Annotated in this window: 17 protein-coding genes; 8 read left to right on the top strand and 9 right to left on the bottom strand. The window is 43.8% G+C overall.

The features are described from left to right. The first annotated feature begins 78 nt into the window (after positions 1 to 78). On the top strand, positions 79 to 459 hold the full coding sequence (locus tag G500_RS0100145) for a response regulator transcription factor (protein ID WP_027001124.1): 381 nt from the start codon (positions 79 to 81) through the stop codon (positions 457 to 459). Between the two features lie 25 nt (positions 460 to 484). On the opposite strand, the gene G500_RS0100150 is transcribed toward G500_RS0100145, so the two are convergent. Further along, positions 485 to 1,693 carry a putative sugar nucleotidyl transferase gene (locus tag G500_RS0100150; RefSeq protein ID WP_027001125.1) on the bottom strand — a complete coding sequence of 403 codons (1,209 nt, stop codon included), beginning with the start codon at positions 1,691 to 1,693 and terminating at the stop codon, positions 485 to 487. Between the two features lie 210 nt (positions 1,694 to 1,903). On the opposite strand from G500_RS0100150, the gene gap reads away from it, so the two are divergent. After that, a complete protein-coding gene (gene gap, locus G500_RS0100155) occupies positions 1,904 to 2,905 on the top strand; it encodes a type I glyceraldehyde-3-phosphate dehydrogenase (RefSeq protein ID WP_027001126.1) in 1,002 nt (333 codons plus the stop codon). 140 nt (positions 2,906 to 3,045) lie between these two features. On the opposite strand, the gene G500_RS0100160 is transcribed toward gap, so the two are convergent. Continuing rightward, positions 3,046 to 5,058 (bottom strand): SpoIIE family protein phosphatase, encoded by a 2,013-nt coding sequence (locus G500_RS0100160; RefSeq protein ID WP_027001127.1) that lies wholly within the window; start codon positions 5,056 to 5,058, stop codon positions 3,046 to 3,048. 377 nt (positions 5,059 to 5,435) lie between these two features. Between G500_RS0100160 and G500_RS0100165 the strand changes: the two genes are divergently transcribed. The 3 genes from G500_RS0100165 (at position 5,436) to G500_RS0100180 (ending at position 9,173) form a co-directional block, all read left to right on the top strand. Next, complete coding sequence (locus tag G500_RS0100165; protein WP_161626045.1) at positions 5,436 to 6,407, top strand: hypothetical protein; 972 nt, start codon at positions 5,436 to 5,438, stop codon at positions 6,405 to 6,407. A gap of 521 nt (positions 6,408 to 6,928) precedes the next feature. After that, on the top strand, positions 6,929 to 8,134 hold the full coding sequence (locus G500_RS0100175) for an outer membrane protein assembly factor BamB family protein (protein ID WP_161626046.1): 1,206 nt from the start codon (positions 6,929 to 6,931) through the stop codon (positions 8,132 to 8,134). A gap of 91 nt (positions 8,135 to 8,225) precedes the next feature. Further along, positions 8,226 to 9,173, top strand: coding sequence for a hypothetical protein (locus G500_RS0100180; RefSeq protein WP_027001130.1), 948 nt, complete (start codon positions 8,226 to 8,228; stop codon positions 9,171 to 9,173). A 26-nt stretch (positions 9,174 to 9,199) separates the two neighbouring features. Here G500_RS0100180 and G500_RS24630 read toward each other — a convergent pair whose 3' ends face one another. Continuing rightward, on the bottom strand, positions 9,200 to 11,317 hold the full coding sequence (locus G500_RS24630; protein WP_161626047.1) for a peptidylprolyl isomerase: 2,118 nt from the start codon (positions 11,315 to 11,317) through the stop codon (positions 9,200 to 9,202). Between the two features lie 392 nt (positions 11,318 to 11,709). On the opposite strand from G500_RS24630, the gene G500_RS0100195 reads away from it, so the two are divergent. The 3 genes from G500_RS0100195 to G500_RS0100205 all read left to right on the top strand — a co-directional run bounded on the left by G500_RS0100195 (position 11,710) and on the right by G500_RS0100205 (position 17,361). Beyond that, positions 11,710 to 12,990 carry a response regulator gene (locus G500_RS0100195; RefSeq protein WP_086047756.1) on the top strand — a complete coding sequence of 427 codons (1,281 nt, stop codon included), beginning with the start codon at positions 11,710 to 11,712 and terminating at the stop codon, positions 12,988 to 12,990. 214 nt (positions 12,991 to 13,204) lie between these two features. Beyond that, positions 13,205 to 16,258 carry a serine hydrolase domain-containing protein gene (locus G500_RS21755; protein WP_154656951.1) on the top strand — a complete coding sequence of 1,018 codons (3,054 nt, stop codon included), beginning with the start codon at positions 13,205 to 13,207 and terminating at the stop codon, positions 16,256 to 16,258. A 29-nt stretch (positions 16,259 to 16,287) separates the two neighbouring features. Further along, complete coding sequence (locus tag G500_RS0100205) at positions 16,288 to 17,361, top strand: NAD(P)/FAD-dependent oxidoreductase (RefSeq protein WP_027001134.1); 1,074 nt, start codon at positions 16,288 to 16,290, stop codon at positions 17,359 to 17,361. Between the two features lie 30 nt (positions 17,362 to 17,391). Here G500_RS0100205 and G500_RS0100210 read toward each other — a convergent pair whose 3' ends face one another. The 6 genes from G500_RS0100210 to nusB all read right to left on the bottom strand — a co-directional run bounded on the left by G500_RS0100210 (position 17,392) and on the right by nusB (position 26,224). After that, the gene (locus G500_RS0100210; protein ID WP_027001135.1) at positions 17,392 to 18,888 is read right to left on the bottom strand and encodes a complex I subunit 4 family protein; all 1,497 of its coding nucleotides are present in this window, start codon (positions 18,886 to 18,888) and stop codon (positions 17,392 to 17,394) included. Between the two features lie 9 nt (positions 18,889 to 18,897). Further along, positions 18,898 to 23,271, bottom strand: coding sequence for a CHAT domain-containing protein (locus tag G500_RS0100215; protein ID WP_027001136.1), 4,374 nt, complete (start codon positions 23,269 to 23,271; stop codon positions 18,898 to 18,900). A 249-nt stretch (positions 23,272 to 23,520) separates the two neighbouring features. Continuing rightward, positions 23,521 to 23,877, bottom strand: coding sequence for a preprotein translocase subunit YajC (gene yajC / locus G500_RS0100225; RefSeq protein WP_086047757.1), 357 nt, complete (start codon positions 23,875 to 23,877; stop codon positions 23,521 to 23,523). 94 nt (positions 23,878 to 23,971) lie between these two features. After that, positions 23,972 to 24,523, bottom strand: coding sequence for a DUF1573 domain-containing protein (locus G500_RS0100230; protein ID WP_027001138.1), 552 nt, complete (start codon positions 24,521 to 24,523; stop codon positions 23,972 to 23,974). Between the two features lie 136 nt (positions 24,524 to 24,659). Continuing rightward, positions 24,660 to 24,959, bottom strand: coding sequence for a YtxH domain-containing protein (locus G500_RS0100235; protein WP_027001139.1), 300 nt, complete (start codon positions 24,957 to 24,959; stop codon positions 24,660 to 24,662). A 59-nt stretch (positions 24,960 to 25,018) separates the two neighbouring features. Next, a complete protein-coding gene (gene nusB, locus G500_RS0100240) occupies positions 25,019 to 26,224 on the bottom strand; it encodes a transcription antitermination factor NusB (RefSeq protein ID WP_161626048.1) in 1,206 nt (401 codons plus the stop codon). Positions 26,225 to 26,580: the final 356 nt, after the last annotated feature.

Raw genomic sequence — 26,580 nt, forward strand, 5'->3', positions numbered from 1 at the left:
AAGACTCTCTTTCAAATTTTAGTTAAAATCCTGCAAAATCATAAAAACAAAATCATAAAAAATCATAAAGACAAAACCATGAAAGAAAATTCCCCTAAAAAAGTATTGATAGCCGACGATGAGCCTAACATTTTGCTTTCCCTCGACTTTTTGATGAAAAAGAATGGCTATCAGGTCTATATTGCTCGCGACGGCGCAGAGGCACAAGAAATTATCCAGAAACACATACCCGATGCCGTCATTCTCGATGTCATGATGCCACACATGGACGGGTACGAACTCTGCCAATACCTAAAAGAGCAGGAGCGTTTTAAAGCCATCAAGATTATCTTTCTGACTGCCAAAAGCCAAAAACAAGATGTAGAAAAAGGCTTGGCGTTGGGTGCGGATAGCTACATTACCAAACCTTTTTCTACGAAGATGCTTCTGCAAGAGGTAGAACGGCTTTTAGCACTTTAATTATTTAACTATGTGTGCTAAGTTTTTACTTTTCCCACGCCCTATATTGCTGACTCTCTTGAAAGATGGCACGCAACATATCGCTATCCGCTTGGGTAAAGGCTACGCCCCTACGCGCCTGCATGCGCTCGGCGGCTTTGAAAGTTTCGCTTAATAGGGCTGTATCGAAGCCTTCGCCCCCGCCCCAAGAAAAGGAGGGAATAAATTTGGGCGGAAAGCCACTGCCAAAGACATTCGCCCCCACGCCTACGGTTGTGCCTGTGTTGAACATAGTATTGATGCCGCTTTTGGAATAATCGCCCATGAGCAAGCCACAAAATTGCAGTTCAGTAGGGACTAACATTTCATATAAATAGCTCCAGACACTGACCTTGCTGTAATTGTTTTTGAGGTTTGAATTATTGGTATTTGCACCCAAATTGCACCAGCTTCCTATCACAGAATTACCCAGAAAGCCGTCATGGGCTTTATTAGTGTAGTCAAAAATGACGCTATTGCTTACCTCGCCGCCAATTTTGCAAAATCTGCCGATACTATTATCGCCTCTTAATTTTGCACCTGTATTCAAAACTGCACCTTCACCCAAAGCCAATGCCCCGCGAATGAGGCAGCCTTCTTCTATTGTTGCGCCTTTGCCAATGTAGATGCGTCCCTTTTCCAGATTCAAGACGGCAGTCTTGATGTCTGCTCCTTCTTCTATGAAAAGGTCGGCGGGGTTGCCATATAAAATCGTATGGGGGTCTTCTATGGGCTGACTCTTTCTGTTTTGGGTCAGTAGGTCAAAATCTTGATAAATTTGCGCTCTATTTTTAAGAAAAATATCCTGCCAAGCATCGAGGGCATCATAGTTTTCTATGTATATAGGGCTTAGATTTTGTGCCGCAGGGTATATTTCTTCCAAATTGCTAATTTGTGCTGCACTTCGAAAGGCTAATAAATTTTCGCCGCACATCAATTTCTGCCCTATTCGCAACGTCTTGATGGCTTCGAGCAGCTCGAAGGTAGGCAATAAATTTCCCAAAAGGTAGAGTTGGTCTTGTGCAAATTCGAGCGGATAATGCGAGCGCAAATAATTTTCGGTAAGGCAAGAAAAAGAGCTATTGGGCAGACGCAGTTGCCATTTTTTGCGAATCGGCAGAATCCCGACCGTCAGGCTTGCCAAAGAACGGGTATAGGTGAGCGGTAGGAAGGCTTTGCGCAAAATAGGCGCGTCGAAGAAAATATAGTGAGGCATGGGCAGGAAGGTAGGAACAAGTTAGGAAGGTAAAAAAAGCAAAAGGCGGCTTTCCACTTGGGCAAACTACAAAGAGCAGGCTTCTTTATTTTATCAAAGCGCACTACTGCAAAATTAGAAAATTATGCGTACTTTTGCAGCGTCTTTATGAAAGCGAGGGCGGCTCCCCTCTGCTTCCCTTCTCATATCCCATAACCCTTTACTACAACTATGGCAGATAAAAAAATACGTGTAGCTATCAACGGTTTCGGTAGAATTGGCAGGCTTACTTTTAAGGCACTTTTAGCCAAAGAAAACGTAGAGGTAGTGGCTATCAACGACCTTACCAATACCAAAACCTTAGCGCATCTCCTCAAATACGACTCCGTACATGGCAAATTTGCAGGAACGGTATCCGCTACTGAACAGTCGCTCGTCGTCAATGGGAAGGAAATTAAAATCTTTGCCGAAAAGAACCCTGCCGCTCTCCCTTGGGGCGCACACCAAATCGATGTCGTCATCGAATCCACAGGACTTTTCACCAATAGCCAAGACGCAGGCAAGCACATAGAAGCAGGTGCTAAAAAGGTCATTATCTCTGCTCCTGCCACAGGGGACGACATCAAAACTGTCGTGCTGGGAGTCAATGACCATATTTTAGACGGAAGCGAAAAAATCGTATCCAATGCCTCTTGTACTACCAACTGCCTTGCGCCAATGGTAAAGGTCTTGAACGATAAATTTGGCGTAGTACAAGGTTATATCACCACTGTCCATGCCTACACTTCCGACCAACGCCTCCATGACGCACCACACAAGGACTTGCGCCGTGCAAGGGCAGCCGCCTATTCTATCGTGCCTACTACCACAGGGGCAGCGAAGGCTGTCGGTTTGGTCTTGCCCGAATTGAAGGGTAAATTAGATGGTTGTGCTATGCGCGTTCCTATTCCCGATGGCTCGATGACTGACCTGACTGTTGTCTTGAACAAGGCAGCAACTGTGGCAGAAATCAATGCTGCTATGCAAGAAGCCGCACAAAGTGCCATGAAGGGCATTTTGGAATACAGTGATGAGCCTTTGGTGTCTATCGACATCGTCGGAAATCCACACTCTTGTATCTTTGATTCAGGACTTACCTATGCCAACGGTACAATGGTTAAGATTGTGGGTTGGTACGACAACGAAGCAGGGTACTCGAATCGCACAGCCGACTTAACCGTTAAGATTGGCTAATTTTTAGCGTCTGAAAAAATGAAACCCTAAAAAAACCCTAAGACGCTCTTGCAACGTCTTAGGGTTTTATCTTTTTTATCTTGAAAATACATTTTGCAAAATTTAGCTTGCAAAATTGTATCTCGAAAAATCTTTTGCTTCTAAACCTGCATACCCAAAACGATAATGTCGTCTGTTTGGGAATTTTTGCCTTTCCATTTCAAATAAGTTTCCTCTAATTTATCGAGCTGCACTTCGAAGGGGAAAGTGTGAAATTCGTATAAAAGTTCGTGAAAACGCTTTTTCATAAACTTTCTATCATTCTTGCCTCCAAATTGGTCTTGGTAGCCGTCGGAAGCCAAATAAAACTTATCGCCCTTAGCATAGGAAAAACGGTGGTTGTGGTACTCCCTGCGGTCGTTTTTATGGATACCGCCGATAGGATAGATGTCTGCCTTGATGTATTTCCACTGCGCCTGTTTGCTTTCTATGTAAAGAAGCGGCATCTTAGCCCCTGCATAGGTGAAGGTTTGGTCTTGGGTATCGATGGCGCAAAGTGCCATGTCCATGCCGTCTGCAATGTTGGTCTGCTTTTGGTGTAATTGCTCGATGAGCCTAAGATGAAGTTCGGAAAGTAGGTCGGCAGGCGTGAAGGTTTGTTTTTTATTTTTAAATTGATTGAAAAGGTCGTTTAGAAGCGAAACACAAAGAATGGTCATGAAAGCCCCTGCAATGCCATGCCCTGTGCAGTCGACGACGGCTACATAGTAGGTCTGCTTGTCCTGCCCAAACCAATAACAGTCGCCCGAAACAATATCGCGTGGCTTATTGAGTATAAAATGTTGGGGGAAACGCTCCAAAATATCGGTCGTATTGATTTGGATAGCATCTTGAATCCGCTTGGCGTAATTGATGCTTTCGGTAATCTTGATATTGGTTTCTTCTATGATACCTGCCTGTGTCGACATCTGGTCGTAGATAAGTTTTATCTCCTCGTTTTGTTTCTTTAAAGACACATTGGCTTTCTGCTTTTGCTTGAAATTAGACCAAAAAAAGGCACTCAAAATCACCAAAAAGAAGATAATGGCTGAAAGGAAATAATTATAGAGCTTGTCATTTTTTACCTGCTCCTGCACTAAGGAAAGTTCTTGCTGTTGCCTTTTTCTATCATAAAAATGATGCAAATTCGCAATCTCTTGGGCTTTGGTCATATTAGAAAGGCTATCATTCATCAATTTTGCCAAAGCCTGAAACTTGTAGGCATTTTCCCAATCCTGACGCGCTGCATACGCGCCTACCAACGCCTCATAACCGTTTCGCATCAGGGCAGGCGAGCGAAGTGCCTCTGCCAAACTAATACCCTGTTTGAGCGTGCCGATAGCTTCGTCTAAATTGCCACGTGCGGCATAGACCTCCCCAATTTTGAGTAGGTTGGTATTGATGGCGTACATGTCGTTTAGCTTTTCGCCTATATCGTAGCTTTTTCGAATCAAGACTAAGGCAGTATCGAGCTGATTTAATTTGAGAAAGGCATCGCCGATATTGGTGTAGGACTTATAGAGCAGGTCTAAATCGTCTGTTTGTGTGGCAATGTCTAAGGCTTTTTGTAGGGGTGCAAATGCCTCTTGCGGACGTTTGAGATAAATCAGGGCAATTCCCTCTAAATTGTAGGAAGACCCCAAATCTTTTGTATTTTTCAAAGACTGCCAAATGGGTTGTTCTTTTTTGGCATAATTCAAGCCCTGTGCGTAGTCGCGCACGAGTAGGTAGGTAACGCCAATTTTATGCAGCAAATCGCCCTGCCGTGTGAGATTGCCCGCTTTTTCTGCCTGCTGCAAAGCCTCCAAAAATAGCCCCAAGGCTGTACCTGTGCGCCCTCTGTTTCTATGAAAAACGCCAACTTCGGTGAGCGTGCGCAAGGTGAGGTCTTTGTCCTTTTGCGCCTCCGAAAGGGCAATGACTTCTTCGGCAAGTTGTAGTTCTTGTTTGGCAGTCAGTTTGTTACGCGCCTTCAAAAGTTGTAAAATAACTTCTACGCGCTCCTTATTTTTTGCCGTTTCCAAAACCTTTAAAAGACTATCAGGCGAGGCTGCAAAAAGCCCTGCCATCTGAAAAATAAACAAGAGCGCACCTATCCAAAAGGCAGTGCTTGAACGAGGAAAAAGTTTTTTCATAATTTAGTTTGGCGAAATCAGCGTAAAGATAGTTTTTTCTTTTCAGAAAAGTACGATTGAAGCCCAGAAAAGGCTTATTTTTTTGTTTTTTTGAATCGCCGCCGCCGTATTGTTTTGGCAGCCCTACCTTCCCCCGATTTTTAACCAACTTACCCTGCAAATATTACACAAAATTCACCCACCGAAGGCGTTTTTTTTTGATATTCTAATTTTTTTTGCCCAAATTAGATTTTGGAAAAGCCTCCTCTATGTGCCAATGTTATTAAGCTCTAAAAAAAGCCTTATCTTATCGAATTAGAAACGAAATAAAATTTGGCTAAACCCTATTTTGGGGTCTGAAAATCTTTTTTTATTTCCCTCTCACTTCGGACAAGACAGTGCCTTTATCCCTACTACAACGCGAAACTGAAACTTTGCAGTACCTAACCTCGAACTACGTTATGCTTTTTTCTACTTTGCCTCCTATTTTGCAAAAAATGTTCTTGGTTCTGTTGGGAATCTGGCTGCCCTGCCTTGCGGTGCCGCTTTTGGCGCAAAGTGCAGGCAGGACAACTGTGGGGGCTGCTGCCTACGGTTTGGGGGGAGCTGCCGTTACGGTAGGCAATCCCTACGCGATTTTCCAAAACATTGGAGCTTTGGCGGAAGTGAGTCATTATCAGGGTTTTGTAGGGTATGAAAACTACTTCGCCGTAGCAGGGTGGCATACCCTTTTTGCAGGAGCAAGCCTACCTATCGCGCATCAGGGCAAACAGTTGGGTACGGCAGGCATCGGGGTCTGGCGTTTTGGCGACAATCTCTACAATGAGCATCGCCTCGCCGTTGGTTATAGCCACAAAGTAGAAGGCGTTAGTTTGGGCATACAAGCCAATTATTTGCAGGTGCAAGCCGAAGGGGTAGGCACAAGGCGCGTCGTTGCGATAGAATTTGGCGGCGTAGCCCGTCTGACCGAAACGATTTTAGTAGGGCTGCATGGCTATAATCTCAATTTGGCAAAGATGGCGACTTTTGAAGATGAGCGTTTTCCGACTATTCTAAAAGCAGGGCTTTCTTATCGTCCTAATAGCCGCCTGATGGTCAATTTGGAAGCCGAAAAAGATGTTCTCTATCCTGTTCGCCTGCGTGCAGGCTTGGAATATGCAGTTTGGGCAGAGCGCATTTGGCTGCGTTTGGGCGCAAGTTCGCGTCCTTTTGCCAATTACTTCGGTATCGGCTACCAGCAGGGGCGTTTTCGCTTCGACTATGCCCTTTCTACCCAACCCCAAATTGGCTTTTCAAATCATCTAAGCGTTTGTTTTCAATTTTACCAAAAAACCTTTGCAGCAGATAGCCCTCAAAATGCCGCTCACTAACAAACGCACGCCCTCGCTTTTGCGTATCCTAACCTGCATCTCATCGAGGAAAGACAATAGCGTTTTCCCCTTCTCAATAAAAATCAAGACAAAAATCAGGGCAGAGATTGTGAAAGTATTTGTAACAGAAAGCCACCCATTGCCCAAAAGATAACAAAACAAGAGTGGGCAAAAGTAGGCACATTTGTTGCTATTCCTTAGAAAAGCATCTTTTCTACCCTTTCACACTACTAACCACACCCCTACCTTTTGTAGGCTTGGGCTTCAAGCAAAAAACACCTCAAACGCGCATTTTGAAGTAGGCTCTAAAAATAAGATTTCGTTTCTACCGATTTCGTTTTTTCGCCCCTACTCTTTCTGTTTTTTCTCTTTTTCCTTATCTTTAAGCCTTGTTTTAGAAAATATGCCTATTCTTTCCTTCAATTTCCGAATTGTAAAATCCAAACAATAGGCTTTTATCCTAAAAAACATTGCACAAAACATAGCAAAATCTGACTATGCAACGCCAAAAAAATAAACTTATGAAAAAACTATCGCTACTCGGTGCAAGTCTGCTCTTGATGGTACTCGTTGTTTCTACGGCTGCTATCAGCAAAAAAATCCTACGCAAAACTATCGGAGGCAAAGGATATGATGCCGCTAATGCCATTATTGCAACACAAGACGGCAATTTTATTTTAATGGGACGTTCCGACTCTTACGGCGCAGGCGATATGAACATGAACGTCGTCAAGATTGATAAATCAGGCAACACCCTTTGGGATAAAAATTACGGCGCAGACGAAAACGAAGAAGCCTTTGCAGGCGTAGAAACCACCGACAACGGCTTTATTTTTGTCGGCTATTCCGACTCTTACGGTGCAGGACCCGACATGAAAGACATTTGGGTCGTCAAAACAGATGGCGCAGGGCAGAAAGTTTGGGATAAGACCTTCGGCACGCGCGAAAGCATAGATGAGGCACACGCCATTGTCAAGACCGACGGAGGCTACCTAATTGCCGCCAACACCCTCCCCATTTCCACAGGAAAAAGCGACATCTTGCTCATCAAAGTTTCTGAAACAGGCGAAAAAATTTGGGAAAAACGCTTCGGCGGAAGCACCAGCGAACAAGTCCATGCCATTGCCACTACCGCTACGGGGTTCGTCTTGGCAGGACACATCGATTCCGAAGGCGCGGGAAAATGGGACATGCTCGTCATTTCGGTAGATAAAAACGGCGAAAAACTTTGGGAGCAACGCTATGGCGGCGGTGATAATGAGATGGGCAATGCCGTTGCCGTCTTTCCAAACGGTGACCTCGCCGTAGCAGGTTATTCCTACACTTTTGCCGAAGGCAGCCACGACGCTTGGGTCTTGCGCATCAATAAAGACGGAAAAAAACTTTGGGACAAATCCTTTGGCGGACTTAGCACCGACGAATTTTTCGGACTCGTCATCAATAGCAAAGAAGAAATTATTTTGGCAGGCTACACCGACATTTACGAAGCCGATGCCTACGGAAACAACAAAAGCACCCTTAGCAATGAAGTCCTTATCGTCAAGCTCGACGGAAAAGGCACTAAACTTTGGGAAAAAACCCATGGCGGAAAAGGCATGCAGGTGGTCAAAGGAATTGCAGCACAGGGCAGCGAATATGGCGTATGTGGCTACACAGACGAAAATTTTGATACCAATAACGCCGACATGCTCTTTCTACAATTAGACGAAAACGGCGGCTTGCGTTAAATCAATCCTGCGCTTGTCTGAAATATTTTGAAAAAACTAACTCTGTTGCGTGTGTTTTCGCACGCAACTTTTATTTTTTAATAGAAAAAAGATGACTTCTTTTAAAAACAAAAATTACAGTTTTGTTTGGATAGGGTTTCTATTTGCGCTCTCTTTTTCGCAACTCTATGCCCAAAAAAAAGAACAAGTAGCCGCCTTAGCACAAAGGGCAGAAGCCCTCTTAGAAAAAGGCAATTTATTGGCGCAATATGAAAAAGCTACCTTTTTGGGCTTGGCATACCCCATCTTAGAAAATCAAAATTTTAAAGCCCAACTAAGCGGCTTTGTGGCATACCCACTGCCGAAAAGTTCTCTAAATCAAGGCACAAATTCAGGCTATCAAAAAAATTATGCTTGGAAGGTCATTTTTTATAATAAAAAAAGAGAAATTCTTTTTGCCATCGAAACAGACACCTTGCAGCGTAAGGTTGTAAAAGAGGAAAAAACGCGCCCCCTGACAGCACAAGAAAAAACGCTTATCGAGCTGCGAGAAAAGGCTTGGGAATACATCTATGCCCATAAAAGCAAAGGAAAAAATAAGGCTAAAAAGTTTAGATTTTATGAAAATACCGCCCTACATCTTGTCGTTTTCGAAACACCACAAGACCCCAAACAGGCAGGCGAAGTATGGCTCTTGACTGCCCCTCTTATCAGCGGTAAAATCATCTTTGGCAACGACTACCAGCTACTTTTAGATAAGAAGATGAAAGTTAGTAAAGTAAATTTTTTACATCAAAATATCATCACGATAGCCGAATTGGGCATGCCTTCCGACAATGGACTCGTTACAAGCTATCACAACCATAGCCACAAAAGTTCCGATTTTATTACCCCTACCGACATCTGCGCCCTGATTTTGTACGGAAAAAACACAAATTGGGACACCCATTGGGTGTTTTCAAAAGATTTTGTTTCCATTTTTGATGTCAAGAAACAGACCTTAGAGATTATGCCGCGCAGCACTTGGGAACTGCAATACAACGACATTCCAAATGAATGATTTTAAAAAAGTTTGATAAATAGTTTTTATTCTTCAAGGGTGATGTCTATGATTTTATCGCCGACTTCTAATTTTTGTAAAATTTCTAAACCAGATTTTACTTTTCCAAAGATGGTATATCGTCCGTCTAAGTGCGGCGCAGGAGCAAGGGTGATAAACCACTGTCCGCCCTCGGTATCGCGCCCTGCCGAAGCCATGCCCAAATAGCCCGCCTGCATATAGGAAAGGGTTGTGAGTTCGGAGCGTATCGTGTAGGAGGTATTGCCGTATCCGTCGGCACGTGGGCAGCCTGCCTGCACTACAAAGTTGGGTACAATTCTATGAAAAACTTTATCTTTGTAATAACCTTCCTTTATCAATTTTAGAAAATTAAGCACGCTAAGGGGGGCTTCTTCGGTAAAAAGGAAAACAACGACTTCTCCTTTTTCGGTCTTGATGCGCACCTCCTGTTTGGGCTTGATAGATGTAAAATCTTGAAAATCAATGATTTGTGTAGGAACTTCGGTGTAGGCAGGCAGTTTTCGACCGCTCAATTTTTCGTATAAATTTTGCAGGGCTTGATAGGTTTCCACTTCTTTGGGCATTTCCAATTCCTGCATTGCGATTTTCAAAAAAGTATAATCTTTTAAATACTTTTCAGCCGCTAATTCAGAATCTTGTAGGGCTTCGGCAGCCAAAGCCGCCACTCCTATATCGCCCAATTCTATCATTTGTTTCAGAAAAAGTACAAATTCTTCTTTTTTAAAAGCAGCCTCTCCCTTATTTTTTTGCAACACAAGTAAGGTCTGCAAGGCGGCAGTTTGCAAATTAGCGGGCAGTTTTCTATCCGAAGCCTGCGTTTTGAGAAAGGCTACCGCCTGCGTTTCTGTTTCCAAAGCCTGCAAGAGAAGGGCTTTTTCTGTCAGGGAGTATTTTTCTTCCTGATACAAGGATTTAATTTCTTCTAATAAAAGCGTTTTTTCTTTTTTATCGGCAATTTGTAGCAGCGCAGCATAGAGGTAAGTTTTTGCTAAAAAAGGTAGTTTTGGGTCTTTTAAAAAGCCTTGATAAACTTCCTTTTGGCTTGGCAGAGGCTTTTTCTGCACATATTGGGCAGCCTGAATTTGTACCCAAAGCGTATAAGAATCGCTTTTTTCTAAAAATTTAAGGACATTTTTTTGAGCATAGTCAGAAGTTTCGAAGGCGGCAAGGGCTTGTAGGGCGGTGAGCAAGACCTGTGAATCTTCTTTTTCTTGGTTTAAAATGGCAAATAAATCCTGTTTGGCTACCTCGTTTGGATAGGCACTCAAAGCAGCGGTGGCACGCGCTCGCAAAAAGACATAGCGGCTTTTTTGGGCTACCTGCGCCAAAAGTTCTTGATGACGCTCTTGGCTAAGGGCAAAAATTTTGGTTCGGAAGCGTCCAAAATAATCGGCAGCTAATAGTTCGGGTAGTGTTGGATTTTCTTCTTTCCTAACTTTCTGATTTTGAAGACTTTGCTGCAAAAAAAACGCCATCTTATCTATGGCAGCCTTCGAAATTTCACCTTTCCAGACAGCGGCACGATAAATGCCTAAGGCTTGTCCCTCCGCAAGAAGGTCGTCGGTAGCATCAAATTGTGTCAGAAATTCCAAACCTGCTCCACTCGACGATTTGCCAATCGCCTCTAAAAGGTTGCGCCTTACCTTGCTATCTGTTTCTATCTGAAAACTATAAATCAGACGGCTTTCGGCTTCATTTTCACCAACCTGCCCAAGTGCAAAAGCTACTTCGGCACGTACCAAATCCGAGCTATCGCCCAGATATACAAAAAGGCTATCTACCTGCGAAGAATCGGCAAAGGAGGCAAAAGCAGTGGCAATCGCCTTGCGGTAGGTGGCTTCTTGTTTTATGAGTGGTTCTTGCCAAAAGCGGTAAAGGTTTTCAAAGTTTCTCTTATCTTGCGCCTGTAATATTTTCTGAAAAATGGTATCTTGGGCATACAAATTAACGCGATTAGGGTTGCCTCCCTGCGGTTTGTCTTCGCCAACAGTGCAGGCTGCCAAGCCCCCCAAAAGACTAACGAATAAGATTTGAAGGGCGTAGGAAAACTTTTCTTTCGTACTTTTTTCTACCCCGAAAAAAAGGCGAAAAAAGACAAAAACGGTTTTTATATTGATTTTCATAGCAAAAAGAAAAGGGAGAAATGAAAAGAAAGAAGCTATCTTTGCGAGGCGAAAGATACTAAAAAGTACGCACATCTGCCAAGATGCACATTTTTTGCACGCTTTTCGCTTTGGTTTCGGCGAAAATTGATATTTTTTTGGGCTTCTTGCACTTTTGCATCAAATTTGTGCTTATATTTGGACGCTGCTTTTTTGCAGCCTTGTCGCATCTTACTTGTATCTTATTTGTATCTTCATTCCATCTCTGCGGTATCTTCGTTGTGTATCTTCGCCATTTTGAAGTCGCACCCACTACACATCAGGATACCAACCTGAAAAAGAGATTTTTCTTTTTTGCCTTTTAGAGGCGCAAGCCTTCATTCCTCCCCAAAGACAACCTGACCCAAAGCTCCATGTCTGTAATTTTAATGGTCGTAGATGATGAGCCAGACGTACAACTGCTCATGAAACAGAAATTTCGCAAGCAAATTCGCAATCAAGAATACCAATTCCTTTTTGCTGCTAACGGCGTGGAAGCCTTAGAGATGCTCAAAGAGAACCCCGATGTAGATGTGATTCTTTGTGATGTGAATATGCCCGAAATGGACGGCATTACGCTGCTTACCAAAACAAGGCAGGTAAATCCGACGGTACAAACCATTATCGTATCGGCGTATGGCGATATGCGCAATATCAGACGCGCCATGAACAATGGGGCTTTCGATTTTGTAACCAAACCTATCAATTTCAACGATTTAGGGGCGACCATTACCAAGACCATCAAGCACGTAAAACGCCTCAAAGAAACCATCAACGAAAAAGAAGAACTTTACAAAAAGTTGGAACGCTACAATAAGATTTTGGAGGAAAAAGTAGAAGAACGCACCGCCGAAATTCTCAAACAAAAGCAAATCATAGAGGCAAAAAATCAGAGCATCACCGAAAGCATCAACTACGCCAAGCGCATACAAGAGGCTACTCTGCCACGTTTGGAGGAAATCAAGACGGCTTTTCCCGAATCTTTCATTTTCTACAAACCGCGCGATATTGTCAGTGGCGATTTTTATTGGTTTAGCCAAAAAGAAAAAGAAGGCAAAAGGCAATATATCCTAACGGCAGTAGATTGCACAGGGCATGGCGTACCCGGTGCCTTTATGTCCTTGATAGGCAATGATTTGCTGCACGAAATCGTCAATGCGCGTGAAGAAATACAGCCCGACCGCATTTTAGAAGAACTGCACTTAGGTGTGCGTCGCGCCTTACGACAGGGCGAAAATCAAAGTCGCGATGGCATGGACTTATCCTTGTGTTTGATAGAAAAAGATAAAAGCGTTCTTACTTTTGCAGGTGCAAAAAGCCCACTAATTTATTTCAAAAATGGTGAGATGCACTTTGTAAAGGGCGATAAGTTCCCTATCGGCGGCGTGCAGTTGGAGGCGGAGCGAAAATTTACCCCTCACCAGATTGCGTTAGAAAAAGGCATGACCTTCTACATTTTTACTGATGGCTACCAAGACCAATTTGGCGGCACTGACGGCATGAAGTTTATGAGCAAGCGTTTCCGCAATCTATTGAGTGAAATTCACACGATGGACTTCGAAGCCCAGAGCCGCATCTTAGAAGCGCGTTTCCAAGAATGGAAGGCAGAACGCCCACAGGTAGATGATATTTTGGTGATAGGACTGCGGTTTTGAGAAAGTTCCTTACATTTGGGTACAAAGAAAGATAGGGTCTAAACCATCTCAAAGGGTTTAAGACAGGTCTGTTAGGTAGGCTAAATTTCGTGCGTAAATTATCATCAAGTTGTATCATCTAAGCGATGTCCTCACATTTTTAGATTTTATTCCCCTTTATACCAAAAATTAAACAAAATACCAGCGGCGTTAGCCCTGATACCCCTATTTACTTGTGGCAAATACCAAAATACTTTCGGCAAGCCTCGCGCTTTTATTGAGCCTTTCAGCAGGCTTTTTTGCAATGCGACACTTTTCAAATGCTACGCAAATTGTGCCACTCACAGAGGCGGAGCAGGCGAAAATTAGGCAACAAAGACTCGATTCTTTGGAAAAAATTAGAAAAGAAGCAGAACTTAAAAAACAACTTTTAGCCAAAAAGTTAGCCCAAAATTGGGTAGATAGCGTGTATATGAACCTTTCTACCGAACAGCGCATTGGGCAGCTTTTTATGTTGGCAGCCTATTCAAACAAAGACGAAACGCACTACAAGGAGATAGAGCGACTTATAGAAAGCTACCAAATCGGGGGCTTGATATTTTTTCAGGGCGCACCCTACAAGCAAGCCGAACTTACAAATCGCTATCAAGCGAAATCCCCTGTGCCGTTGCTTATCGCCATTGATGCCGAATGGGGTTTGGGCATGCGCTTGGATAGCACAATTTCCTACCCACGCCAAATGATTTTGGGCGCAATGAACGACCCTAATCTGGTCTATGAAATGGGCAAAGAGGTAGCAAGGCAGTGTAAGCGCATTGGCATACACGTCAATTTCGCGCCTGTGGTAGATGTCAATAGCAACCCGAAAAATCCCGTTATCGGAACGCGCTCTTTTGGTGAAAACAAGGAAAAAGTAGCCGCCAATGGCATTGCCTACGCCAAAGGCATGCAGCACCAAAGCGTTATCGCTTGCGCCAAACATTTCCCTGGACATGGCGATACCGACAGCGACTCGCATTATACCCTACCCCAACTTTCGCACGACAAAAAACGCCTCAGCGAAGTAGAACTCTACCCCTTCAAACGCCTTTTTGCCGATTCGGTCATGAGCGTCATGGTGGCACACTTGCAAATTCCTGCGTATGACAAAACGCCAAACCTGCCCACTACACTTTCCTACCCTGTCGTTACAAGCCTTTTGCGCGACACACTTGGTTTTCAGGGCTTGGCTTTTACAGATGCTATGAATATGAAGGGAATTACGAATCATTTTTCGGCAGATGAAGCAAACTTAAAAGCTCTTTTAGCTGGAAATGATATTCTTTTGCACCCTGCCAACATTTCAAAAGCCATACAGGGCATTGCAGGCTTTCTCAAAGAAGGTAAATTTTCAGAAGCCGAACTTGAAAAGCGTGTCAAAAAAATCTTGCACGCCAAATATTTTGTAGGCTTGCATCAATACAAGCCCCTCGAGTTGGTGGGTATTGACAAAGACCTCAATTCGCCACAAGCCAAACTTTTAAACGAAACCCTGCACCAAAAAGCCGTTACGATTGTGCGCAACGAGTGTGAATTGCTACCCTTCAAAAACTACGATTCGCTGCAATTTGCCTCTATTGCCATTGGCGAAAAAAGCGGAAATGCTTTCCAAAAAATGCTTTCCAACTATGCACCTTTCCAACATTTTACGATTGGAAAAGGGGAAAGCGAAGCCGAGTTTAATGCACTTTTGAAAAAAGTAGAAAAGCAAAATACAGTCGTCATTGGGCTTTTTGGCGTGAATGAGCATAAAATTTCGGCAGGCTTTGGCATTACGGCACAGGCAGAAAAATTTATTCGCAAGCTAAGTGATGAAAAACAGGTGATTTTGGTCGTCTTTGGAAATGCTTATAGCTTAGAAAAATTTGAAGATTTGCCCTGCTTAGTAGCCGCCTATTTGGGCAACGAAACCATGCAAAAGGCAGTGCCGCAGGTGCTTTTCAATGCCATCTCTACAAAGGCACAACTTCCCGTTTCGGCAGGAAAGCATCTACCCGAAGGCTTGGGTATCAAAATGGCAGCCTTAGGGAAATTGCGTTATACCGATATTGCCGAAGCCGTCGGTTTTGATAGTCAGAAATTGCATCAAAATATAGATAAAATTGTAGCACAAGCCATTCAAGCAGGGGCAATGCCCTCTTGTCAGCTTTTAGTGGCAAAGGCAGGAACGGTGGTATTGCAAAAAAGCTATGGCAGATTTACCTATGATAGTCTTTCGCAAAAGGTAGAAAATGAGCATCTCTACGATTTGGCTTCCGTTACAAAGGTTACGGCTACGCTACCTGCCCTAATGCAACTCTATGAAAATCAGGCTATTGATGTAGATTTGCCTATCTCCGCTTATTTGCCCGAATTGGCAGGTACAAACAAAGCCGACATCACTATCCGCAAACTTTTGCTGCACAAAGCGGGTCTGGTGGCAGGCATGCCCGGTTGGTATGAAACCTTTGGCAAAGCCGAGCGAAGGGCGATATTCTACCAAAATTGTCAAGATGAAGCCTACTGCCTACCTATTACCGAAGATTTATACGGCAAAAGTCAGCTTCCCGATAGCCTTTGGCATTGGGTCATTCGCACCCCCCGCCTACAACAGCGACGCGACGGCAGCTACCCCTACCGTTACAGCGATTTGAGCTTTTTCATCTTACAAAAAATTGTGGAGCGCGTCAGTGGTGAGCCTTTACAACAATACCTCGACCGAAATTTATATCGCGCTTTGGCACTGCCCACTTTGGGTTATGAGCCTCTTTTCCGCTTCGAGCGCGAGCAGATTGTGCCTACCGAAAAAGACCCCCTTTTTAGAAAACAAACCGTACAAGGAACAGTTCACGACTACGCCGCCGCTCTCAATGGCGGCGTAGCAGGGCATGCAGGCGTATTTAGTGCTGCCAACGATTTGGCTATTTTGATGCAAATGTTTATACAAGGAGGATTTTATGGGGGAAGGCGTTACTTTCAGCCCGAAACGATTACTTTTTTTACCGAAAAAGAAGGCATGCCTTATTCGCGCCGCACCTTGGGCTTCGAGCTTGCCATTCACGAGCGCGTAGCCTCTGCCAATCGCTACCTTTCACCCCAAACCTTCGGACATCGCGGCTTTACGGGAACTTGTGTTTGGGTCGACCCTACAAAAGAACTCATCTATGTCTTTCTTTCCAATCGTAGCTATCCCAATGCGCGAAACAAAATCATCAACAAGTTGGCAACGCGAAGCAGGCTACATGAAGCCATTTATGAAGCACTAAACTAACTTTTGTTTTTGAAGATAAAAAAGACAAAATGAAAAACTTTGAAACCACTTACGATTTTTTTGTTGTAGGACTTGGCATTGCAGGCTTGGCAGTAGCCGAAACACTTTTACAGCGCGGCTATCGCGTCTTGGTCATGGAGCAGCCTTTGGCAGGGCGTTCTACGGCAGTGGCAGCAGGGCTTTTCAATCCCATTACGGGGCGGCAGATGGTCAAGACTTGGAAAGCAGAGCTTCTTTTTCCAAAATTGCATGAGTTTTATACAAGTTTAGAAAAAAAAATACAGACAAAGTTTTTTTATCCTACGCCTCTCTACCGTCCTTTTGCCAATCAGACGATTGCCAATGATGTCTTGGCGCGTGCAGAAAATACGCCCTTGTATGAATGGGCAGATGAAAAAACAATGCCTTCACTTCCAATAGCGCAGCCCTACGGCGGACTCTGGATTAAGCAGGCAGGTTTTATTCATACCGAAAAACTATTAGAAGCGTATCGCCTTTATTTAGAACAGCAATTTGCCTTTTTAGAGCTTCACTTTCAAATAGATGCGCTTGAAGTCATCAAAAAAGAAGGAAAGGATTATTTTTCCTATCAAGGTCTTGTCGCTCAAAAGTTGATTTTGGCGCGAGGTGCTTTCGAAAAGGAGGAACAACTTTGGTCTTTCCTGCCTTTCACGCCTGCCAAAGGAGAGATTTTAGACCTACAAAGCAAATCCGACTGGCACATGGATTTTATCTTCAACAATGGCACTTGGCTCATTCCACAGCCCGATTCGCCCAACTTCTTTCGGGCAGGCTCGAATTACGACCATCACGACCTAAGCCTCGAACCTACGCAAAAGGCACGTTTGGAAATTACTAAAAAATTGGCAGACGCAATGCCCATTGATTTCGAAGTGAGGGCGCAAAAAGTAGGCATCAGACCCGCCACACGCGATAGAAAACCCTTTGTGGGCGAACACCCAAAACAGAAAAACTGCTTCATTTTCAATGGCTTAGGCGCAAAAGGCACTTCCTTAGCTCCTTATTTAGCCCAAAATTTGATAGATTTTATAGAAGGAAAAGCCGAATTAGACAAAGAGGCAGATATTAAGCGGTTTTTGTGAAGTATCAATTTTATTGTAAAATTTTCAAAATCATTTTACAATATTCAAAATATTATAAAAACTTTCAAACAGTGGCGCAGGATAAATTCCCAAAAAGAAGATAGGTAGGATAAGCAAAAGAGCTAATGCAATTTCTATTTTTGTTAAATCTTCAAATTGAGTAGTTTCCAAAGGCTGTGCGCCTTGATACCAAAAATCGCCCATTGTTAGGCGGCGCAGCGTCCAAAGGAAGTAGCCCGCACTTAATACCAAGCTCAAAGTTGCGCCAATTCCAAAGCCTACCTCTAATTTGGCAGAAGCAAAGACGGCAAAAATAACCGTTACCTCGCCTATAAAGCCTGCCAACATGGGCATGCCCAGAGCCGCAAAAAAGGCAATTCCCAGAAAACGCGAAAAATTGGGCATTTTTTGCGCCAAGCCACTATAAGCCTCTATGCTCAAATCTTGTGTGCGTTCATAAAGCGTGCCTGCCATCAAAAAGAGCAAGGGCGCAATCAAGCCATGGGCAATCATGTGAAAAAGTGCGCCACTGATGCCTTCGGGGTTGCTTGCCGCTACCCCCAGCAGGACAAAGCCCATGTGCGAAACCGAAGAATAAGCGATAAGTTTTTTCAGATTTTTCTGACCCAAAGCTACCCAAGCACCGTAAAGCAGACTTATCAGACCCAAAACACCCACCTGCCAAGCGTAATTTGCCGTCGTCTGTGGTAAGATGCCATAACAGAGGCGCAACAAGCCATAACCGCCCATCTTTAATAAAACGCCCGCCAAAAGCATAGAAATAGGCGTTGAGGCTTCCACGTGTGCCAAAGGCAACCACGTATGAAGCGGCACAGCAGGGAGTTTGATAGCAAAGCCTATCAAAAATGCCCAAAAGACCCAAGCTGCCCACTTGAAGTTTTCACCCGTTGTGGAAAAGTGGCTTTTGAGTACCATCATATCAAAAGTAGCCGTATCGCCTGCCGAAAAGACCAAAACCAAGCCGCCCATCAGAATAAAAACAGAGCCTACCAGCGTGTAGATAAAAAATTTGAGTGCTGCCGCTTCGCGCTTTTTACCTCCCCAAAGGCTTATCAGAAAGTACATGGGCAGGAGCATAAACTCGAAAAAGAGGAAAAAAAGCAAAAAATCTAAGGCTAAAAAACAGCCCAAGATGCTTGTAGATAAGAGAAAATAGAGCGCGAAATAGCTCCTGACTTTGTTTTTAAGCTGCCAAGAAACGCCTACCCCAAGCCATAGTAGAAAAGTAGAAAGCAGCACTAAGGCAAGATTCAGACCATCAAGACCTAAAAAATAATAGGCTTTGAGGGTAGTTTTGCCAAGTTGCCACTCAAACCAGTCGTAGCGCACTACCGCTTGCAAACCTTTGTGGGTAGGCTCGAAATCGAACCAAAACCACAACGCCAAACCCAGCGAAAGACTTGCAGAAAGCAGACTTAGACTTTTGATGATTTTTTCCTGACTCTTTGGCAAAACACTGATAATCAGGGCAGTAGAAAGCGGAAGCAGAAGTAAGAAAGAGAGCATAGCATTTTTTTATCGCCCAATCAAGACAAATGCACCCCAATAGATGGGTTCGGCGTAGTCTTTCATGAGTTCGATTTTAGCTTGTCGAAAGGCTTTTCGTTTGTCTTTAATTTGTTGGTAGTTTTTGTAAAAAAGCGTCATAAGGTCGCGCGTAGCATTGTCATCTACTTTAAAAAGGCTCATAATCAAGGACTTAGCCCCTGCAATTTGAAAAGCCCTTTGCAGACCATAGACCCCATCGCCTGCCTTTACGTCGCCGCGCCCTGTTTCGCAGGCACTCAAAATGACCAAATTCGTGTTTCTCAAATCTAAGGCATCGCGCACTTCTAAGGCGGTCAAGATACCGTCGTAGCGATTGTACGCCAAAAAGTTGTTGTCTGCCATCAATTCGCCTGCCCTTGCCAAAAGCAGACCCGAACGCAAGAGCGGATTATTAAAGCTATTGAAATTGCCCAAATCGCGACGCGCTACCGAACTATTGGGTACAAAGTAACCATGAGTGGCAAAGTGCAATGTCGCAGGGTTTTTGATGCTTTTCACAAAATTTTCCGTCGCATTTTCCTCTAATTTCAAAACGACATTGGCGTTGTTGCTGGCAGTGAGTTGGGTTTCAATCGCCTTAACTTCTTCCTTCGTACCCTGCAAAGGGGAAACGATACGCGGTGTTTTGCTATTTTGGTCGTAGAAGGCAGGGCTTCCTATCAAGACAATTTCAGCATCAAGCCTATCCTCGCCTTTGGGCGTGAGCAAATCGGCGGTGCTGGTGAGCAAAGCAAGGTCGCGTTTTTCTAAAAGATAGTTTTCTTCGTCCAGCAATAAGGTTTCAAGATTGACTTGGCTATAAATGCCATCACCCGAAAAATAAACAGTAGCCTCATTGGGAATCTGCTCATCTACTTTTTTCCAATAACGCTCATACGATTTGAAATCTTCTATCTGATAAATGATAGAGTTTCTATAAAAATTCATATATTCGTCTTCTAATTGATTGCCATTGGGCAAAATAATGGCTTTGGGGCTTTTGCTACCTTTTTCAATGACCAAAACCGCATACAAGACCGAATCGGTAAAATCCTTTTCAAAGTGCTGATACCGCACCATTTCGAGGGCATATTCCTTCTCCTTTAATTGCGCCTTGATTTTATCCCAAGTGTCGGTCTGACTAAGCGTAGTGCCTACACTTCGGCTAATATTTTTGTCTAATTCGGCAATTTCCTTTTCCAACTTTTTAAGGTCTATATTTGCCTCTTTTAGCTCTTCCTCACTAAGCCCTATGTATTGGTTTAGCTCTTTCTTTTTGGTTAGGAGGAGCTGATAGGTAGCCAAAAGCGTCGTATCGCTGCTGCTTTCTATTGCTTTTTTGGTCTTGATGGAGGCACTCAAAAGAACAGACTTGCTAAAAAGTAAGTTGTTGTAGAGTTTGCCCAACATGTCGGGGTTCTGGTTTTGCAAAGCCAAAACAGTGTAAAAGTCGAAGATTTGGCGAATTTGCCCCCAATAGTTGAGTTTTTCGCGGTCATTTAGATACGCAAAAGATTTATTGATATAATCGCTTGCCGTTTGGGTCGCTTCTTCGCTATACTCTCGTGCCTTTCCGTAGTCTTTGGCAATAAAATACATCTGTGCCAAACTGCCCAACGTGCGCAGGTAGGTAGGGTGGTCTTTGCCAAAATTCTTTTCGTAGGTTTTGAGCGTTTTTTTGTAGATGGCTTCGGCATCTTTGATTTTAAGCGTTTGGGTGTAAGCGTCAGCCAAAAGCAGGTCTATTTCACTTCGCATAGTCAGGGAGCGAATCGCCAAGACATCAAGGGTCTGATTGGCTTGCTGCAAATCGCTAATTACTTGCTCATAGTTTCCTTTTTCCAAATTAAGCAGGGCGCGAGTACGCAGTGCCTGCACGTAGATAGGATTCTGTTTGCCTACATTCTTATCGATAATCTTTTCGGCTTTTGCCAAATATTCATCTATTTGCTTGCTCTTGGCTTGGTCGGAAAGTTCGCTTTCGGGGTTGTTGTATTGAAAGATGGCTAATTGGGTATAGACGCTTGCCAAATCGAGATGGTCTTCTTCTTTGAGGGCTTCTTTTTTGATGGTCAAGACCTCTAAGGCAATCTCCTCGGCAGCCGCATAATCGCCCAAAGCCGCCTTCAAACGGGCTTTGATAAGTAGCGTTTCGGTCAGGCGCAAACTCTTTGCCCCAAATTCGCGCTTGGCTATCTTTTCGGCTTGCTCGATAAAACTCTCCGCCTCTATGTGTTCGCCATTAAGAAGCCTTAATTCGGCAGTGCGGTTGTAGGTATTGAGCAAAAAGCGGCTTTCTTTGCCATAAAGGGCTTCTTTCTGTTGCAAGGTCTTTTCTAAAATCTGCGCGGCAGCGTCATAGTTGTCGGTCTGGATATAAAGGGCAGCCAAATCCTCCTGATTGCCCGTTTCAGAGGTGGAACGCGCGGCACGACGGTAGCGTCTTTCGGCTTGCTTCAAAAGGTCGGCGGCTTGGTCGTAAAGCCCCATGAGCAGATAATAACGTGCTGCCGTTTCCAAAATCTGCCCATGCTCGAAGCTAAGGGAATTGTTGTACTGTTGCTCGAAGATGTAGAGCATCTTCTGAATTTGGGCATCTACCTCTTTGTAACGGCTTTGCGCCATATTTAGGCGTGCCGTCTTTTCTAATTGGCTTGCATAGCGCAGGTGATTTGCGCCATAGTTTGTTTCTACTGCCGAAAGTACCCGTTTTGCCAACACATTTGCCTGCTCGAAATTTTCTTTCAACTCCAAATATTCCAAATAATCGTTTTGAGCGTCTAAAAATTGTGTGCTTTGGGGCAGATATTCTTCCGATAGCTTGTTGTAATTTTCTCTAAAAAGCACTTCGGAGGCTTCGAAATTGCCGCTAAAACGCCCGTAGTGTTTTGCCAAACGCATCTGACCAAAGGCATAATAATTGGCATCTTCTCCTACTACATTTTTCTGTACGGCTAAAAAATCTTGTAACACCTTTTGCGCCTCTTCGAATTTATCTTCTGCCAACAGAATATCATACAAAAGAGATAACAAAACGGCTCTTTCGGGGTGAATAAGCGGCAGACGGTTGGTATCAGCAAGGGCAGTTTCGAGGGCTTCCTGTGCCTTTTCGTAACGGCGACTAAAAAAATCGGCTTGGGCTTCGATTTTGATTTTGTAGAGATAAGGCAAGCGGCTTTTGGTGTAATATTTTTCCATGTTTTTGCCTAGTTCCCAACTTTGTCTATCACTTCTTCGGCTATATTTCCGCTCTTGTAGGAAAAGTGCCAGTCCTTTTTTTCGCTTCTTGTCTGCACTGCCTTCCTCGCCTTGTAGGTATTGCATCACAAAGCCACTTTTGTTGTAGTATTGTATCAAAAGTTGGTGCAGGTGCAAATAATCCTGATGCACTGTCCCGATAGCACGCTCGGCGCGGTAGAGATTTTTTTCTAATAGGGTTCTAATTTGCTCACGCTCCTCCCCTTTGGCTATGGCATACTCCGCTTCAAGGGTCTGATTGCGGATATAAGCCACTCCGCGCGTATTGAGCCGCTCTTTGATGTAGGAATCGGCTTGCTGATAAAAAGCAAGAGCCGAAACAAGGTCGCCATATAAAAGGGCAGCCTTTCCATTTTGGGTGTAAAGTTGGGCAATTTGCGTATGTAGTTGTTGCTGCTCCAAAGGACTCAAAGGGCGCGTTTCGAGCTGCTGGTGGTTGATGTCGCTAAAAAAGGTCTTGCCCCCTGTTAGTTCTTTTTCCAGTATCGCGACTACTTCGGGACTTTTGGTTCTAAAATCGATGAAGTTGCCCTCTAAAAATAGATTTTGCAGGCTTATGGCTTTGATTTTTTCGTCAAAGAAAAGTTTTTCCTGCTCCGAAGGCTTCGTTTTTAGCGTATCGAGGCGTGCTTTGATGTCGTTTAGATAGGCATTGCTGCGCTGCGGATTTCCGTAATAGGTATAAAGTTGGGCTACTTCCAAAAGCCCTGCGGCGTAATTGAGGGGGCTATCTTTTTTGAGATTTTTGTAGCGAAGGTAGGCTTCTATATTTTTTTCAAAACCTGCATAATCGCTTGCCGCAATTTGATAGCGCATCAGATAGGGCAGCAGTTGTGTAACAAAATAGCCTTTGTCTTGTTTTTTGTAGCGATTGAGCTGTTTTTGGGCTTTATTGAGGGCTTTTTGATAGTCGCCATCTTCGTAATAGCGTTCGAAGGTTTCTATCTTTTGGAAAAATTGAGCCTGCATTTTTTCGCCATCTTGCGCCAAAAGGGGAGCTTTTGCAAATCCTACCCAAAGCAAAACGAGCAGCAAACCCGAAGCGAATTGCTTTTGTAGCAAAAGCCGCTGAAAAAATGAAAGAGAAAGGAGAAAATGTTTCACTGTCTTGGAAGAGATTGAAATTGTAGGGAAAGGGAATCTTACAAAAAAACTGGCTTATCCTGCACAAGGCGAAGATAGGCTCGAAAGCTAATACAAATCTAAGCAAAATCCAAATAACAAACAGAAAGCGAAGTGCCAAATCGTAGCCCAAAGAGGCGAAAAATTGCGATAGGTTTTGAAAACTGCCGCATTTTAGGTACAAAAAAAGCCCTTGTGAGGGCTTTTGAAAGACTTGTTACTTGAATTGGCTTAGGCGACAGGCTTTTTCGCAGGATTGTCTGGATTGTGCGAAATGTAGGTCTTATCTACCTTGATTTTCACGCCCTTGTCGATTTCTAAAACTAAAGCGGTTTCGCTCACACTTAGGATTTTGCCATGAATCCCGCCTACGGTAACTACTGACTCGCCCTCTTTGAGGGAAGCGATAAAATTGCGGTGTTCCTTCTGGCGTTTCTGCCGGGGGCGAATCATAAAGAAATAAAACGCGCCGACCATTGCGACCAAAAAGAGAATTTGGGAGTAGGCTTCGAAACCTGTTTCGGTGCTAACCTGCAAAAAGGTAACTTTCAGGGGTAGAGAAAAAAGAGAAGCAAAAGATGCGTACATAGTGGGAAATAATAGGGGAAAGAAAGACTTTGAGCGAAATCTAAAACCCTAAGGGGCTTTCAAAACCCTTAGGGCTTATACGACTTGGGGGCGTTTATTTGCGGAAAGGCGCGTCGGGCATTTTTTCTACCATACCGACCATGCGAATCTGCACTGTACCCTCTGGCACGTTTGCAAAGACGGTTGTGGCTTTGTCGTTGTTGCCTGCTTTGCCTTTTGAGTCAAATTTCAAGACAATCTTGCCTTTTTGGTTAGGTGCAATGGGTTCTTTGGTATAATCAGGCGTAGTACAGCCGCAAGAAGGCTTTACGTCTGAAATGATAAGGGGCGAGTCGCCTGTGTTTGTAAATTCGAAGGTGTGTTCTACTTCTGTGCCTTCCGAAACAGTACCAAAATTATAGACGGGATTGTCAAATTGTATCTTTGCCATAGCTGCCGTTTCGCCGCTGACTTGGGCGTTGGTAGCGTGGTCATGCCCTTCATGGTCGTGTCCTGCATGGTCAGCACCTTGTTGGCTTTCTTTCATTTCGGCACTAAGGGCGGTATTTGCCTGCGAAGCATCGGCTTCTGCCTTTTCAGCATTTTTGTTACAAGCCACTACCACGAGGCTTGCAAGGAGTAGCGCAAATAAGCGGATTTTTTTCATATCTCAGGTATAAGGTTTAGATTTGGAAAGAAGACAAATGAAAACAAATAAAAACAAGCAGCCTTAGCTACTTTTTTAGCGATTTGCACACTACTTACTGTTTTTGTACTTTTTGTACTTTTTGTACTTTTTTCTGTTACTTTTGTCGGATTTGCTCGATGAGTTTTTCTACATCAGTGAGCAAGTTTTCTGCCTTTTCGCGCACGTCTGAAATGACGCGCTGCCCTTCCTCTTGTGCCGAAGTAGTGGGAATTTCTTTGTTATCAACCAATTCGTCGAGCAAGGCGCGTAGGCGGTCGCGCGTTTTGTAGAGTCTGAAATTGAGTCTTTCGCGGGTATTGATGCCTTTATCAGGTGCATACAACACGCCCAAAAATGAGCCGATTGCAGCTCCTCCGATAAGGGCGGTAAAAATTGCCAACGTGCTTTTTTTCATACAGATATGGATTCGAAAGATTTTGATGAACAGGGGAAAGAAGACTTTGAAGCAACAACCTATTTGCTATCGAGCAAACCGCGTCCGCTTTTCTTAATCTTACCCTCTGCTTTGAGTTGGATAGCAATTTTATCTAAGATGCCATTGACAAAATCCTTACTCTTATCAGAGCCATAACTTTTTGCCAATTCTACATACTCATTGATGCTCACTTTGAGAGGAATACTGGGGAAGGTCAGAATTTCGGTTAGGGCAATCTTGACGATAAGTTTATCAATAAGGGCGATACGCGAAATATCCCACCCTTGCAAATTTTCCGCAATGAGGCTCTCATGGTATTCTTCCTGTTCAATCGCCTTTGCGAAAAGTTCGAGGAAAAACTCACGGTCATTTTCCCAATCCACAGACAACTCGCGCAGGCGAAACTCCACCGCTAAGGGGTCTTGCAAGTGTTCGGCAGCGGTGCGAAGCGTCTTGGTGAGCATATTTTTGATGACGCTGTAATCGGTAGCCCAATCTAAGCACTCTTTTTCCAAAAGTTCTACAATTTCCTCCTCTTTAAAGATAAAGTCGCGCAAGATAGTTTGCAGCAGTTCGCGGTCTTGCTCCTGTGTGGTTTCTTTTTCTTGTAGGTAGGCTTGGTAAAAATCGGAAAGGCGCAATTTTTTAAACCAAATTTTTATCATCTCCTCGTCCCAATAAAGGCTCTGCGAATTGATGAGTTCTTCTAAGGGCGTATGCTTGCGCAATAGCTCGATTATCGGATTTTGCCAGAGTTTGAGTTCGGTTTCATAGACAATTTCGTCGCTAAACTGCCTTTTTTTGCGCTCTTGGTAGCTCCCATAGGCGCGATTGGCAAAAAGAATGAGCAGATGGAGAAGCGAAACATAGATGCGCTGCACCGAATAAACGTCGTCTAACATAGCGGCTTGGCTGCGTTCTATATCCTGTCGCAAACCCTTTTTAAAGAAAACAAAGGCTTTCCTGACGATGTCTTTTTGCTCGGTAGAAAGTGGCTCTTGGCTGCTTTCACTACCCCAAAGGTCTTCTAAATAACTTTCGTGTTTGTGCGTTTCGAAATAGGCGAGGCAGGCATTTTTGGCAGTTTCTACCGCCTTCGGGTCGGGCTGCACCATTGCATTGAGGTCGGGTTCGAATTGCTGTGCAATCAAGTCGAGAGCCAATGACTCGGTAGAACGTTGGGCTTGAACACAAGCATAGACGCTTTGTAGCACCTTAAAACGCAGGATACGACGATTTAACATAGAGAAAGGTAGGAAAGATAAGGAAAGCGAAGCCGTAGCAACTGACAAATCAAATTTTGAGACCGCAAATTTAACCTTTTTCAGCCGAAACACAAAAGCAAGGCAGTGAAATAAGTCTTAAAAGTGATAACGACAGACTGCCTTTTGCGCCCTCTTAGCAAGTTTTGCCCCCATAAAGAAGCGAAAAACCATTTTTTATTTGCTTTTTTCGGAAAAAGTCCGTACTTTCACAACAAAAATAAGATTTTCGTGTTATGAACCTAACCTAATCTTACCTTTCCCAACATTCTTTTATTTCCTCGCGGTAGCTTTTTATTTTGATTGCCTTATCTAATATCTTTACAATTTTATCTGCC

Origin of the sequence: Hugenholtzia roseola DSM 9546 (genome assembly GCF_000422585.1) — a bacterium.
Classification (GTDB): Bacteria; Bacteroidota; Bacteroidia; order Cytophagales; family Bernardetiaceae; genus Hugenholtzia; species Hugenholtzia roseola.